Source organism: Paenibacillus medicaginis (genome assembly GCF_042138635.1).
GTDB lineage: Bacteria > Bacillota > Bacilli > Paenibacillales > Paenibacillaceae > Paenibacillus > Paenibacillus medicaginis.
This window is the reverse complement of sequence record NZ_JBHIRY010000033.1, coordinates 37,633-52,761: the sequence shown is the minus strand read 5'-3', so window position 1 is coordinate 52,761 and position 15,129 is coordinate 37,633. Positions and strand designations below refer to the sequence as shown.

Sequence of the window (15,129 nt, the reverse complement as noted above, 5' to 3'; positions counted from 1 at the left end):
CTACCCATGGTAGCCCTTATGCCGAGCGCAATTCCTCACACGGCTAAAGTCGCGTGTGTCCATGCGCGGTTATGAATTCCAGAAGAATTTCATATTTTATCAATAGTGAGCAACCCGTTTTATTCCTTCAAATGATCCAATAAAGTAGGTGCTTTCATGTTACCCAAAAAATTCCTGATTTTGTCCGAGGGCTTCGGCACGGGCCATACCCGTGCCGCCACCGCTCTCGCCGACGGCCTGCACCGATTGTATCCGGGTGTCTGCACGCAGGTGATGGAGCTCGGTACGATGCTGAATCCTAAAATAGCACCGGTCATCTTCTCCGCCTACCGCAAAACGATATACAAACAGCCGAAGATGATTGGCATGCTGTACCGCAGGCAGTATCACAAGCAGCTGAACGAACTGGCCCGCATCGTTTTGCATAAGCTTTTTTACACCAGAGCTCTAAGAGTGATCGGCGGCTGGGAGCCGGATGCGATTGTCTGCACCCACCCGTTCCCCAGCGCAGTTGTGGCCCGGCTGAAAAAGCTCGGCCTGGACATCCCTCTCTACACCCTGATTACGGACTATGATGTCCACGGAGCCTGGGTCAGTCAGGAGGTGAATCAATACCTGGTTCCTTCACCTGAAACCGGGAAAAAGCTCCTGACCAGAGGTGTGGAGAGCAGCCGTATATCCGTCACAGGCATTCCCGTGCATCCCGATTTCTGGGATTGCGGCGACAAGTCCGCAGCCCGGGCGCGGTTTGGCTTCCGCGATATGCCTACAGTTCTTGTCATGGGCGGAGGCTGGGGCATTCCGCTTGAAGAGAGCATGATGAACGTGCTTGTCCGCATGGCGGATCAGCTTCAGGTCATTGTGTGTACAGGCAGCAATGACAAGCTGCTTGCCAAGCTTGCAGCAACTCCGGCATTCCGGCATCCGCATATTCACGTGCTTGGCTTTACCCGTGAAATCAGCGCATTGATGGATGCATCCGACCTGCTGATCACAAAACCGGGCGGTATGACCTGCACGGAGGCGATGGCCAAAAGGCTCCCGATGCTGTTCGCGTCCTTGCTTCCCGGTCAGGAAGAAGAGAATTGCGGATATTTTGAGAAAAACGGCTTCGCCAAAACGGTGGCCGGTCCTGTCCAACTGATGCTAAGTCTGCGTAATGCAATACAGAATATTCATGAAAATAATAGCAATGCTCGTTACACTATGCAGTCGGCCGCCATGGACTTCAGATACGACATGGACTTCAGATACGATTCGTTATGCTGTCCGGCAACCGTCTTCCGTTTGACGGCAGAATCAGCCGCTGTTCAGGACAGGCGCGGACTTTTTTGGTCCGATACGGAGCAATGGTCAGCTCATTTATAAAACGTATGATTGCCTATTGTTTTGACTTTGGTGCGTGAGTGATGAACCGTAAGATCATCCGCTAAAGTCAGGGACAGAAAATAATAAGTATGATCCGGAACAGCTTTGTGCCCTTCAAGCGCTTCGTTGACTGCTTTCACAGCTTCAGCGTTCGGACGGACACGGTCAAGACGCCCGTTCGCTACCGGGCTGAATTGGGCTTTTTGATAGATGACTTCTCGTATGGTATCAGGGAAATTGGCTGACCGCAGCCGGTTTAAGACAACGTTGGCAACTGCCACTTTGCCTTCGTACGGTTCACCTTCTGCTTCTGCCATGACGATCTTTTGCAGCAGAAGCACTTCTCGCGCGGTGATGCTGTAACTCCATGTTGCCTTGGCCTGGTCCGCCTGGGTCAACATTGCAGTCCGCGTAAAGAAGAGTTTTTTAGGAGGGGATTGGGATTGGATTTTAGCTTTGCTGACGGCTGTAGCCGCCTGTTTTGCAGCAGGGCTGGCTTTCTTCTCAGCTTGTACTCCTTTTGCGTCCAGTACCGCCTTTTCCGCCTGCACTTGCAGCAGAAGAGTGGGCATGACACCTTTCAAGCTGTGCATATCATTCATGGACGAGCCGTGATCCACAATATGCTTGGGCCTAATCCTGTTTTGTCCCTGCTCCGTACCGGCAGCAGCCGTCCACTGCTGTGAACCGGATGTATTTGCAGTGTTTCCCGTTTTGGTATTCTGGCTTTCCACCATCAAACTGATCCCCAATATACATACCATAAGCACACTCATCAGAGGTGCGATCCAGCGATGCTCTTTTATGATTTCCATCTTGTTCCTCCCGTGATTCAGGCACATTTTTTTCAGTGATGTAACCTAAAATCGACCTTTTGAATAATGCTGCACAATATTATCACTAAGTTGACACCAATTTCAAGGGTAGGAATATGGAAACGGGAATGTTTGCAGAACCTCATACATCGGTTTTCGGCCAAATTTTGTTGCAAAAAGTACAAAATCCGTGGCGATCCACGATGCGTCGCTTCCATCATTTTCAATGTTCGGGAGGGGCTGTACAGGTTCGGAACCGATGTAGGATCTCGCGATGGTAATATGCGGGCTGTACGGCCTCTCTTCCGGCCTGAAACCAAGCGGCAGCGTGTGATCTGCTACGGTTTGCTGCAGCAATCCGAGTTTATCCCGCTCCCCCTCCACTCCTCTCCACAGCACCTTTGGAGAAGCTGGTCTCCCAAAGGTTCCTGCTCCACCCAGACGAAGCTGAAAAGGCCCGCTTTTTGCTGCCGCCTCTTTCAACGCCTCGATCACGGACGGTATGGTGTTTGTATCCACATCACCCATAAATTGAAGAGTAATATGATAATCGCGCGGATCGGTCCATGTACGGAAAGACAGCTGCCTCTTTATGTCATCCCGCCAAACTTTTACCTGCTCCTGAAGATGATGGGGGAGCCGAATGGCTGTAAACAACCGCTCGCTTCCAGTGCCTTCTTTTCCTGATTTAGACATGTTATGTGATCTCCTTTTAAAAAAATCGATATGATTCATCATTCCACAAAGCTCGGTGATACACACATTTCCTTTCAAAAAAACGAACATGTGTGCTATAATTTTTGTATCACACTTTGAATGTAAACAGTTCACTCGGGAGGTAATGATTAATGGGCAAAATGGTTAGTCTGCAAGTCCTGTCGCCCGAACAGGAATCTCTTATCCGGGAAACGGCTCCAGGTTATGAGATTATCCAGGAAACAGGCAAGGAAATCGACCCCCACGTCATCCGGCAGGCTGAAATTTTGCTGGGCTGGCCCAAAGGCTATGAAGAAGCCGCGCTTGATCCGGAAAGCCCCCTGCGTTGGGTTCAGACCAGATCAGCAGGCGTAGATATGCTGCCGCTGGAACTGCTGGAAGACAAAAATATTATGTTAACGAACGCCAGCGGCGTTCACGCTATCCCGATTACGGAAATGATCTTCGGATTTCTGCTCTCCCACACACGCTATATGCATACCGCCGGGAAGCAGCAGCTTCAACAGGTCTGGAAAAAAACTGAACTCAACACGCTTGGGGAGCTGCACGGAAAGACGATGCTGATTGCCGGTGTCGGCGAAATCGGTTCCGAGACCGCTCGCATTGCCAAAGCCTTCGGCCTGAAGGTTACGGGAATGCGCCGCTCCGGCAGGGACGTCCCCCATGTCCATAAAATGTATACCATGGGCGGTTTGCAGGAGGCCGTGGCGGAGGCAGATATTGTCGTGAACCTTCTGCCGCTGACGGACGAGACACTGCATATTTTTGATGAAAAGGTGTTCGCCGCTTTCAAGCCGGGCATGTTTTTTGTGAACGTCGGTCGAGGCCCAACGGTCAAAACAAGCGCCTTGATACAGGCTTTGCAGAATGGACAGATCCGTTTCGCAGGCCTTGATGTCTTTGAAGAAGAACCTCTCCCTGCCGGTCATCCCCTATGGACAATGGACAACGTGCTGATTACTCCGCATATTGCAGGAGATACGGAACGTTATGATGAGCGCGTTTTTGATATTTTTCTGGAAAATCTGAAGGCTTACACAGCCGGACGCGAGCTTCCGCGCAATTTGGTAGATTACAAAATAAAATATTAAAAAAGGAACCACCCCGCTGCAAAGTAAACTGCTTATGGGGTGGCTCCCTCTTCATATGAAGTTTTCTATTCTATTTGCAAATATAGATCTCTCTTACCATACCGCCGCGCTCACCTTTATATAACCTGCATTCCGCTTCAATCTGCCAGCCTGCGGCCAGCAGTGCATCACGGATCGGTTCAATGCTTACGATGACAGCTGCTACGGCAAATCTTCTAAGGCTCGTCAGCATCCGATCCCGCTCCGGCTGTGACAAAACCGAACAAAGATTGTAGGGCATATCCAGGATGGCGGCATCATAGCGCCCTTCCAGCAGATTCATATCACCAAGCGTGACCAGCTCTTCCGGCAAGCCATAGTGGCGCAGATTCACCCGTGCTCCCTGGACAGCCAGCGGATTCATGTCATTGCCGTAAATGTGGATTCCGTTCATCAGCCCTTCGATCACCACATTGCCCATACCGCAACAGGGGTCGATCAGCTTCCTGCCCTCAGGATAGGGAGCAGCCAGATTCACAAGTACTTTAGCCGCCAGCACGGGGAGACCTGTGGAATAATTTTGCGGCTTATGCCTGCGCTGCAGCCAGGAACGATCGCTGTACACACATCGGCCCAGCAGCCATCGCCCTTGCAAGCGAATGATGCCAAAGACCTGGTCGGGTTCCTTCATTATAGCTCGTCCCCGGATGCGCCAACCGATTTCCCGTTCGATCTCTCTCTGTCTTGTATAATCCTCCGCGCCGTCTCCTTCTTTGATAAAAGTTACTTTAAAGGTGGTTCCTTCATCTACGATCAACTCGGAAGCGAAAGCTGCCAGTTCGTCCAGGTCGGCCGCCGCCCCAAGCACATCCAGTCTGAGGCGGATAAACGGACTAACATCCGGATTAATCAGACGGCAGGCCGCAACAAGTGCGGATGTAACGGGCCGGGTATCGAACAAGCGCAGCATTTCCAGCTCACATAGCTCTCTTTCGGTCTCATGGCATGCATACACGTAAATGTGCCGAAATTTCTTGATGCTTCCGCTGTTCATGATGTCTTCCGAATCTCGAATTGGGATACCGATTCCAGCAAAATATCAGACAGCTCCTTCAATGAGTGAATGCCCTCCGTAACCGTTTCAACGTTGGACACCTGCTGCTGCACCGACGCTGACGTCTGTTCAGCCCCTGCGGCAGCCTGCTGGGAAACGGCGGAAATATTTTGACTCTGCTCGTTCATCTGCTCGCTTGCCTCCTGCATACTCTGCAGATTGGACGAGACCTCCGCGATGACTTCTACCATGGAAGCCACCGATTGATTAATATCCGTAAATGCTTGGCCGGTGATGCTCATCTGCTTGTCGCCCTCCTCTGTCTGCAGCACTCCAGCCTGCAGCAATTCTACGACTGCACGCGAATCGTTCTGTATATCTGTAGTAATGCCCGTAATTTGGGACACCGCTTGCCGGACTGCATCAGACAGGCTGCTTACCTCCCTGGCTACGACCGCAAAGCCGCGCCCGCTTTCCCCGGCTCTTGCCGCTTCAATCGCAGCATTAAGTGACAGCAAATGGGTCTGTTGTGCGATCTCGCGGATGGTCTGTACTAAACGATCAATGTCCCGGTTTTTGCGGTCAAGCTCCATAACCTTGTCCATAGAATCGGACACCAGGCGGGAGATCACCGACATTTGGCTGATGGACTGATCCATCGCAGCTTTGCCGATACCGCCTTTATGAAGCACAAGCTCCGAATTGCGCTGCAGCTCCTCCCCATGTCGTGCATGCTGTGCAATCCGCTCATTCAAATGCTCTACTGAAGCCGCGGAATCAGCCGCCGTCAGCGCCTGGTCCTCAGCTCCCTTGGCCAGCTCCGCCGCCGTAATTGCAATTTGCTCACTGCCCGCCTTGACTTCAACAGCGGAAGCTGCCAGCTCGGCGGTTCGTTGATTCATCGCCCCTGAAATATCATGGATGCTTTGCACCATAGCTGTAAAGTTGCGCTTCATCAGATTCACTGAATCGGCAAGCTCTCCGATTTCGTCCTTATGGACAGCAATTATATTGTCGCCGGTCAGATCTCCTTTGGCGATGACTTTAACATTGGAAGTGAATGTCCGTAACGGGGCAAGCACACGTCTTGTAATTTGCCGGTTCGCCGTAAAAGCCAGGACAACAGCCAAAACAAGACAAATCCCAGTGATCACCTGCGCCCAGACAAAGCTGTTACGCATCTCGTTTTCTGCCGCCGCAGCCTTCTCCTGATTAAATGAAACGAGAAAATCCAGATCTCCCTCCATGGCGGTAAAAGCGTTCGTGCCTTTGGATGCAACCTCTGCCGCCAGCTCACTCTGCTCATCATTGCTGAGGTTGATCGCTTGTATGTTCAGCTTCAGGTAATTATCCCATTTTTCATGAAGCGCCTGCAAATGCTCGGCCTCTCCGGACGTCAGCGGCCGCGTCTCCAGCCTCTTGAAGGTCTGTGCCGCCATCCGTACCATTTCATTGCGCTCTTGTTCAAGCAGGCTCTTTTCACCAGGGTCGCCTGTGGAGAAATGGCGAAAGCTCAATGTTAATACATGCTCGGTGGCATATCGGATGCTGTTGATATCCTCCAGCACGGGCATGACGTTGGTTATAATGTTAGACGAATTTTGCTGCATTTTATTCATTTGCTGCAGGGACACGACACCAAAGATCAGCAGATAGACAATCAGGCCGGCAAAAATAAGAGCTGTAAATTTACCAACACTCTTGTTGACCCCAAACCACGTTTCAAACCGCAGCCACCGGCCCGGTTCGGGACCAAGTCGGCTTTTCCCTTCCTGCTTCTTTTTTAGCTCTCCACGTTTGTCCAAAAGTTTACGATTTTTCATCTTTTCAGACATCTCCCTTCATCCTACTCCTCTTCTATATTTAGCTTTTGAAGAAATCCTGACGTGGGTTGCTGCCGGGATTGGATACCTGTAAATGTGTAGCTTACCTATAGCACGGATCGGCTTCACAATTACGTGTATATCTGTTTTTTCGGAAGTTCGGAAGTCTATTTTTAGTTCTTTAGTCTTAAAAAAGATGAATTTTCGTTATTTTTACGAAAATTTAACGGTTATACATGAAATTTTACTTTCTTTCACGAAAATACTCTGACAAAAGACGGTAGCTTTCAATCAATCCGCACCATCCGCTACTTCAGCTATAAACAAAAAAATCGTCGCCCCCAGCTGTTCACACGAAAAAAAGCAGCCCCTCACCCTCAGGACTGCTGCTTTCTCTTCAATATAATGTGTCGATTAACCCGCTCCAATTGGGCCTTTTTAATCCAGATCATAAATGGACCCGACCTTCAATCCGTATAATTCATTGTAGACTTTCTCCGCAAACGCATCCGTCATGCCGGCAATATAATCGATGATCATATGCTCCCATGTCCACATGGGCTTCGGCTTAGCCTGATCACGTTCAAAACGAAGCAGCCAATCGCTCGGAATGATCGATTTCGAAGTCTCCGGATCTACAAAAGCCTGCCACAACCGCTTCAGCATCCATTCGCTGCGCTTTTGCAGCCGCTGCACTCTCAGATCGCGGATCATCGTCACCCAGGCAAAGCTCTTGAGCACACTCACCGTCCTGAGCATCTCCTCATCCTCGATGCCTTCATTGACAAAGGTGACCTTCCTCCAGTCTCCGTCATCAATAATGCCCAGGCTGTTCACAAAAAGGCTGACCCAATACGCCTTGACCTCGCGCCGGGTGCGGGAATAATCGTTCTCGCAGAACGGCATTTTCGCATTCCACACCTTGAGAAATTCCTTAAGCACCGTTTCAACCTTGCTTGCAATCTGCCCGGAGGTCCAACCCTGCCAGAACGGGTCTTCCAGGGTTGTAATCTTCTCGGTTATAAGCTTATTCAATAAAGGATCATGCAAAAAGTGCTCATGCAGCTCAATTTTCCCCGCCTTGATGCCATCCTCAAGATCATGCGCAGAATAAGCAATATCGTCGCACAGATCCATCAGCTGCGCCTCCAGCGTTTTTTTACTGTCCGGAATTCCCCAATCCCTGCGGATCGCTTCGATATATTGCCATTCATGCAAATACATGCCCTTCTTGTTCACCGTTCCAGGATAAGGATATTTATTAATGCCCAGCAGCACCGCATCCGAAAGGTTCAGACCGTCAATATCCTCCCGCTTCTCCAGAAACATGATCAGCCGGAAATTGTGAGCGTTGCCTTCAAAATGCTCATATTTGAGGCGTGTCGCCTTATGAATCTCCAGAGCTGGCTCCGACAAGGGAGGAAGCCCAAGCGCGTCGGCAGCCTCCCTTGCCCGTTGCTTGACCAGCTGCTCAAGGATGCCGTCCAGCACCTCCTCGCCTTTGTGGCCGAAAGGAGGATGCCCGAAATCATGGGCGATGGCTGCACATTCCACAACCTCGGAATCAATAACTAGCCCGGGATTATCCGCCCGTTCGAAAGCCGCATCCGGATATGCCCGAATCAGACTGCGTGCCGCTTCGCGGGCAATCTGCGCCACCTCCAGCGAGTGGGTGAGCCGGGTCCGGTAATAATCACCAGTGCCTGCACCGAAGACCTGCGATTTCCCTTGCAGCCTGCGGAAGGTCGGCGAATGGATCAAACGTGAGTAATCTCTTTCATAAGCCGCCCGGGAGGCATCGGAACGGATGCGCTCCGGGTGCTGGCGGTGTTCTCTTTTTGTCGTCCATGTCATGCAACTTCACTCCCTACATCGTTGGAGTGATTATACACATTTTTGGCCAGCCGGAAAAGTCGCTCGTCCATTCGTAGCTGAAGGCGAATTGCCGGCTCATTTCGGTTTCATGCGCGGATCCAGTACATCCCTTAATCCGTCGCCAAGCAGGTTGAAGCCTAATACCGTCAGCATGATCGACAGACCCGGAAAGACTACAGTCCACGGTGCCGTCTGGATAAACTGTCTGGAATCGGACAGCATTTTGCCCCATTCCGGTTCGGGCGGCTGTGCTCCCATGCCCAGAAAACCCAGCGCGGCCGCTTCAATGATAGCCGTACCGATTCCGAGCGTTCCCTGCACGATGATGGGTGTCAGGCTGTTGGGCAGAATGTGCCTGATCAGAATCCGTGAGTTCTTAACTCCGATCGCCCGCGCCGCCGTAATGTACTCCTCTGTCTTCAGACTGAGCACCTTGGAGCGCACAAGGCGACCGTAGGTCGGCACGTTGACGATCGCAATCGCATAAAGGGCATTCTCAAGCGATGGGCCCAGAATGGCGACGATAGCAATCGCCAGCAATATGCTGGGAAAGGCCAGCAGAATATCGAACAGACGGGAGATGAGCATATCCCACCATTTTCCGTAAAACCCGGCCAGAATGCCAAGCGCCGTGCCCAAAATGATAGACCCTATGACAGATAAAAAGCCAACCCAGAGTGAAATGCGTGCTCCATATAATGTCCGTGTAAAAATATCCCGCCCCAGATCGTCCGTACCGAACCAGTGCTCTGCAGACGGGGCCTGCAGGCGATCCGTCAGCACCTGCTCCTTGTAGTCATAGGTGGAAAGCAATGGTGCCAAGATCGCAATCAAAATGAAAATAATAATGATAGACAGACCGACCACGGCGGTCTTGTTCCGCCGGAAGGCCTTCCAGGCGTCACGCCACGGCCCTGATGCCCGTTCCGCAGCCGGAATGCTTGCCTTGTGTGTATTCATTGAAATTTGACTCATAATTTCCTCCTGCCTGTCCTTGCTCCACCAGAGTGGCGGCCATATTCAGAGTGAGTTAATGCCGAATGGATTAGTAGAGGTAGTTCAAAAAGTCATCTTTTGATCACGAAGTAAGTCAGGGAGTGGATTCGACATCGAATCTTGAATTCAGCCGGGCCTTCCGGTGCTCACGTACCCCATGTACGCTCCGCTCCTCAGTCCCTGGCTTCATTCAACCTTCTCGGTGCTGAAAACCTGACTTTTTGAACACGATTAGTAACGTATACGGCGGTCGATCACGGCATACAACAGGTCGACAATAAGGTTGATGACGACGAACAAGAATGCAATGATCAGAATACCGCTCTGAATGACAGGATAGTCTCGAGAGCTGATCGCATCATAAATATAGCGACCCACACCCGGCCATGCGAAGATCGTCTCTGTCAGCACCGCACCGCCGAGCAAGGAGCCTGTCTGCAGGCCGATGACGGTGAGCACCGGGATGGCAGCATTTTTGAGTGCATGCTTGTAGACCACCCGGAATGGGGCAAGCCCTTTGGCGCGGGCCGTCCGGATATACTCGGAATTCATCACTTCAAGCATGCTGGAGCGTGTCATTCTTGCAATGACGGCCATCGGGATCGTTCCCAGGGCGATGCTCGGCAAAATCAAATGCTTGACGACAGTCCAGATCTGGTCCCATCGTCCGGCAATGATGGCGTCCACCACGGCCAAATGTGTTACCGCTTCGATAGGGTCACGCGAATTCATGCGACCGATCGAAGGAAGCCAGTGCAGTTTGTTGGCGAAAATCCACTGTTCCATAAGACCAAGCCAGAAGATCGGCATTGAAACACCGACCAGCGCGATCACCATACTGGCATAATCAAACCAGGAATTTTGCTTCCAGGCACTGATGATGCCTGCATTAACACCTACGATCAACGCAAATAGCATACTAGCTACCGTCAATTCCAGAGTAGCCGCCAGATAAGGCAGCATTTCCCGGGCAATCGGCTCGCGGGTCCGAATGGAATCTCCCAAATCTCCGCGTAACAGCTCCCCTAAATAGGCTCCATACTGCTGCAGCCACGGTTTATCCAGTCCGAGCTGCTCACGCAGCGCCTGCTTGGACTGCTCTGTCGCTTTATCCCCCAGAATCGTGTCCGCAGGATCACCAGGAATGGCATGAATGATGGAAAATACGATTAACGTCATGCCAAGCAGTACAGGAATAAGTACAGCTATTCTTTTAATAATGTAAGCGCTCAAATCGATTCACCGCCCGCTTGCTGTGGGTATGAACATGGCGGCGGCTGCCCCGTACGGCCAGCTTTCGACCGCGGAACACACCGCCGGATGTTCACTCATATTTGATATTTTTCATACTGTAAATGAGTCCATACACTGGACCTTATTCAAAATAAATGCTTGCGTAAGGCTCAGTACCTGTTGGCGAAGGCGTATAACCCTTCAGGTCCGCTCTGGCTGCCATCAGTGGAGTGGTGTGCACCAGCGGAATCCAAGGAGCATCCTTCTTGATGATTTCTTGCGCCTGCTCATAAAGTGCCGCACGTTTATCCTGATCTGTCTCCTGCTGTGCTCCAACAAGCACCTTGTGCAGCTCTTCATTTACATAGAAGCTGCGGTTGTTGCCCGGAATGGTATCTTTGTCGAGCAGCGTATAAATGAAGTTGTCAGGGTCTCCGTTATCACCGGTCCAGCCAAGCATGTACATATCATCTTTCTCACCAGCCTTGAGGTCATCAAGGTAAGTTGCCCATTCAGGAGACTGGATGTTGACCTTAACACCGATTTTTTCAAAATCCGCCTGGATCGCCTCAGCCACCTTCTTACCATCTGGCATATAAGGACGGGATACAGGCATCGCATAAAATGTCACTTCTTCAGGCAGGCCGTTCGGATAACCGGCTTCGGCCAGCAAGGACTTGGCCTTCTCCAGGTCGTATGCATAATCCTGGATGCTGTCGTTGTAACCCCACAGCGTTGGCGGCATCGGGTTCTTCGCCGGAATTGCGCTGCCTCCGAAGAAGGCATCTACGAGCGCCTGTTTGTTCACCGCATGATTCAGCGCTTGTCTAACGAGCGGGTTATCAAACGGCTTTTTCTTAACGTTGAAGCCGATGTACGCCACATTGAAGGAAGGACGCTCGATTTTTTGCAGTTCAGGATTGCTTTCCAGCACGGCCAGATCGTCTGCGTTCAGGTCTTCCATAATATCGATTTCTTTGTTCTGCAGCGCGTTAAAGCGGGCAGTATTATCAGGGATGGAGCGAATGATGACTTTATCCAGCTTAGGCAATCCCTCTTGCCAGTAGTCGGGGTTCTTCTCCAGCGTGATGGAGTCATTGCGCTTCCATTCAACGAACTTGAATGGTCCAGTACCTACAGGCTCACTTTTGAATTTCTCTTTCTTCTCTTCGATGGCCTTAGGGCTGCCAATACTGAAGGAAGTCATGGCGATATTTTGCAGGAACGGCGCTTGTGGCGCATTCAGTGTAAATTGAACAGTCAGATCGTCAACTGCCTTGACTTCCTTGATGACTCTGTTGTCGGGAGAGCCAAACATGGAATCGTAATAATCAAAGGAATCCCCTTCAAACTTGTACGGGCTGTTCGGATCAGACCAGCGATTGAAGTTGAATACAACGGCATCAGCATTAAAATCTGTACCATCATGGAATTTCACACCGCTTTTTAATTTAAAAGTATAGACGAGGCCATCTGCGGAAACTTCATAGCTTTCAGCCAGTGAAGGCTTGACCTTAGTTGAACCTTCTTCATAAACAAGCAGCGTATCGAATATCTGCTTCGAGACCTTCGAAGATTCGCCGTCTGTCGTGATCGACGGATCCAATGCCACCGAGTCGCCGCCGCGGCCGAAGATCAGCGTATTATTTTGGGACGCATCCCCTTGATCCGCTGGTGGTTCAGCAGCCGGATCAGCGCTTTCACCAGATCCTCCTCCGCAGCCGACCAAAGCAATCACAGCTGCCAGCATCATAACAAACATGCTGTACCATCTTTTTTTACTCATTCTGAAACCCCTCTCGATTTGTGTTTATGTTGTAAATGTGTTGTTACCGGAGTAAATAAAAAATCACTTTTTGGTAATTAAATACATAAAATATCTGGTAAAAAAAGTATAACACTAGTGTTAAAACAGAAAATAGAGTTTAATAATTTCATTGGCAAAAATCGATAAAATTCGCAAAGAAGAAAAAACATTGGATGTTATCTAATGTTATAATTAATAACATTCACTCGTCATGTGGTATGTACATAGAGGTTATTTATGGTTACTTTACAACAGGAAGACGTTTTTAACAAGCATTTTTTACAATATTACGGCATTTGATTTTTCTATATGTAAAATATTATTACAAGTAAAAAGATGGAATATCATTCGTTCTATGAACCCGCTAATTAGATAACGGTCAATAAAATCACAAATTGCAGGAATGCAAGGCATTCAAGCGCCGGGTACTCAAGAATTCCTCTTTAAGAGGTAGTTCAAAAAGTCATCTTTTGATCACGAAGTAAATCAGGAAGCGGACTCGGCATCGAATCTTGAATTCAGCCGGGACTTCCGGTGCTCACGTACCCCAAGTACGCTCCGCTCCTCAGTCCCTAGCTTCATCCAACCTTCTCGGTGCTGAAAACCTGACTTTTTGAACTTGCACTTTAAACCAAAAAAGAGCACCGACCCTATAAGGCCAGTGCTCTTTACTACTGTGGCTGATTGTCTATTATTTTTTATTGAACAGACCCATGCGGTGCATCACCACAATCAGGCGGTACATATCATAGCTTGTGGCGCCGTTTACATCCAGAAGCGGCTGCTGCGGGTTATAGGCCACTGCTGCCGCTACGGCTTCCTTCGCCCACTCGGGAACCGGCATGCTGTGCGATGCCTGCAGTGCCGCTACCTGCTGCTGCAGTGCCTGGAAGGCTGCTTTTTCTTCATTCGTCATCGGTTCTTCATCTCCTCCGCCTTTTGCAAATTCCTCACGCAGTTCTGCTTCCGTGCCGTTGTATACATTTAAATCCACAGCGCCCGCAATACCGTCCACACGGCCATTATCCGTATATTGCCAGATATCCCACTGCTTCCAGGCAGGGGTGTCATATGGTGGTTTGGTACTGTATCGCGCAATCCACAGCTTGTACAGGCTGAGTGAAGCGTCAAAATTGGCGGCAAATGAATTACCTGAATAAATGATCGGCCGGCGACCAGTTACCTTTTCAAGCTCGGTCAGAAAAGCCATGGCGACACTGTTGATCGCTGATTTGCTGAGCCCGGTGGGATTATTTTCATAATCCATCACCGGCGGAAGCTCCAATGCGGCCGCACCGCCAACCCGTTCAAGCACCTCCGAAAAATGACGCGCTTCCAGCCGGGCAGCGCTGGCACTCGCCGCGTCCAAAAAATGATACGCACCGATCAGCACCCCGGCCTCCTTCGCGCCCTGCACGTTGGCCTCAAATGTGGGGTCTACATAGCTTTGCCCCTGGCTCGCTTTGACGAAAGCAAAAGACTTACCGTCTGCACGCACCTTCCGCCAGTTAATACTGCCCTGATATCTTGAAACATCAATACCTTCGGCGTTCGTAGAGCGACTATTCTGCATATGACACTCCCCCTTCGTTCATCCGCAGAATCTGAATTGTTGGAGATCTTATATCTCTCTTGCAAGGATGTTTATTGTCTTGCTCTATATTGTATGCTTGTCTTCTTTTCTTGTACGGGCTGTTATCCTTTTGTTCGGACAGAGTCGAAAAATTAGGCCATTCGGTATTTTACTGAGGCCTTGTACTTGTTTCTTTGGGACGGGTATTTTGCTGCTGCGTGTCAGCCGCATCCGGAACAAAGGAAGTAATTCCTCCGAAGTTACACTTTCTTATATCTTAAAAATACGCCTCTCGGCGTTGTTTAGAATCTTTATGCTGTTCCGTTTATGACATCTGATACGACAGTTTTAAGATTGTACAGATTAGGCACTTGTTCAAGTTTATATGTGCCAGTCATCACCAAACTGACCCAGATTTTAACGAGTCCACTGTCTTTTGTATAGTTCATAGTCCTCATCCCCCTTACTCAGCCATTACAGCAGCAAGCGTCAAAGTCAGGTCAGCTATGGCTTGTTTAAGTTCGGTGTTTTCCGCTTTCAAAGCGGCGTTGTCGGCCAGAAGCTGAGCTGCCTGTGGGTTGTTCAGTACGGAAAAGTCTGAATCGATGTCGCCTGTTTCACTTACAGCCAACACAGTTATGGTGTATGTGAACTCGTCGCCCGGCTTATACTTTTCCGTCTTGGCGACCGCATACCCTTCTGCCGCTGCCAGCTCTGCCGACGTGATGGCCACCACGTTGCCGGTTTCCTTGTAGTATTGCACGTACATATAATTGTTATCAGCCATGATTGTGCCTC

General features: G+C 50.1%; 13 protein-coding genes. 2 read left to right on the top strand and 11 right to left on the bottom strand.

The genetic code is table 11. The annotated features are described in order from the left end of the window. Nucleotides 1-156: 156 nt before the first annotated feature. Entirely contained in the window at nt 157-1,368 is a 1,212-nt protein-coding gene (locus ACE5LO_RS23490) for an MGDG synthase family glycosyltransferase (protein ID WP_375522393.1), read from the top strand. Here the strand turns inward: ACE5LO_RS23490 and ACE5LO_RS23485 are convergent. Beyond that, nucleotides 1,359-2,183 carry a cell wall hydrolase gene (locus ACE5LO_RS23485; RefSeq protein WP_375522392.1) on the bottom strand — a complete coding sequence of 275 codons (825 nt, stop codon included), beginning with the start codon at nt 2,181-2,183 and terminating at the stop codon, nt 1,359-1,361. The two genes, ACE5LO_RS23490 and ACE5LO_RS23485, sit on opposite strands and share 10 nt — an antisense overlap. 102 nt (nt 2,184-2,285) lie before the next feature. After that, nucleotides 2,286-2,879 carry an RNA 2',3'-cyclic phosphodiesterase gene (thpR, locus tag ACE5LO_RS23480; protein ID WP_375522391.1) on the bottom strand — a complete coding sequence of 198 codons (594 nt, stop codon included), beginning with the start codon at nt 2,877-2,879 and terminating at the stop codon, nt 2,286-2,288. Between the two features lie 152 nt (nt 2,880-3,031). On the opposite strand from thpR, the gene ACE5LO_RS23475 reads away from it, so the two are divergent. Then, nucleotides 3,032-3,991 (top strand): D-2-hydroxyacid dehydrogenase, encoded by a 960-nt coding sequence (locus ACE5LO_RS23475; RefSeq protein ID WP_375522390.1) that lies wholly within the window; start codon nt 3,032-3,034, stop codon nt 3,989-3,991. A 70-nt stretch (nt 3,992-4,061) separates the two neighbouring features. On the opposite strand, the gene ACE5LO_RS23470 is transcribed toward ACE5LO_RS23475, so the two are convergent. From ACE5LO_RS23470 to ACE5LO_RS23430, 9 genes are all read right to left on the bottom strand, one after another. Further along, nucleotides 4,062-5,024, bottom strand: a complete 963-nt coding sequence (locus ACE5LO_RS23470) for a TRM11 family SAM-dependent methyltransferase (RefSeq protein WP_375522389.1) — start codon at nt 5,022-5,024, stop codon at nt 4,062-4,064. Further along, complete coding sequence (locus tag ACE5LO_RS23465; protein WP_375522388.1) at nt 5,021-6,847, bottom strand: methyl-accepting chemotaxis protein; 1,827 nt, start codon at nt 6,845-6,847, stop codon at nt 5,021-5,023. The genes ACE5LO_RS23470 and ACE5LO_RS23465 overlap by 4 nt, the downstream gene beginning before the upstream one ends. 438 nt (nt 6,848-7,285) lie before the next feature. After that, a complete protein-coding gene (locus ACE5LO_RS23460; protein ID WP_375522387.1) occupies nt 7,286-8,701 on the bottom strand; it encodes a deoxyguanosinetriphosphate triphosphohydrolase family protein in 1,416 nt (471 codons plus the stop codon). Between the two features lie 96 nt (nt 8,702-8,797). Further along, a complete protein-coding gene (gene nikC, locus ACE5LO_RS23455; protein ID WP_375522386.1) occupies nt 8,798-9,697 on the bottom strand; it encodes a nickel transporter permease in 900 nt (299 codons plus the stop codon). A gap of 252 nt (nt 9,698-9,949) precedes the next feature. After that, nucleotides 9,950-10,951 (bottom strand): ABC transporter permease, encoded by a 1,002-nt coding sequence (locus ACE5LO_RS23450; protein ID WP_375522385.1) that lies wholly within the window; start codon nt 10,949-10,951, stop codon nt 9,950-9,952. Between the two features lie 142 nt (nt 10,952-11,093). After that, nucleotides 11,094-12,737: an ABC transporter substrate-binding protein gene (locus tag ACE5LO_RS23445; protein WP_375522384.1), complete on the bottom strand. Its 1,644-nt coding sequence runs from the start codon at nt 12,735-12,737 to the stop codon at nt 11,094-11,096. Between the two features lie 712 nt (nt 12,738-13,449). After that, entirely contained in the window at nt 13,450-14,331 is an 882-nt protein-coding gene (locus ACE5LO_RS23440; RefSeq protein ID WP_375522383.1) for a glycoside hydrolase family 25 protein, read from the bottom strand. 311 nt (nt 14,332-14,642) lie between these two features. Then, nucleotides 14,643-14,780: a hypothetical protein gene (locus tag ACE5LO_RS23435; RefSeq protein ID WP_375522382.1), complete on the bottom strand. Its 138-nt coding sequence runs from the start codon at nt 14,778-14,780 to the stop codon at nt 14,643-14,645. A gap of 14 nt (nt 14,781-14,794) precedes the next feature. Next, nucleotides 14,795-15,118 carry a hypothetical protein gene (locus ACE5LO_RS23430; protein ID WP_375522381.1) on the bottom strand — a complete coding sequence of 108 codons (324 nt, stop codon included), beginning with the start codon at nt 15,116-15,118 and terminating at the stop codon, nt 14,795-14,797. Nucleotides 15,119-15,129 lie beyond the last annotated feature (11 nt).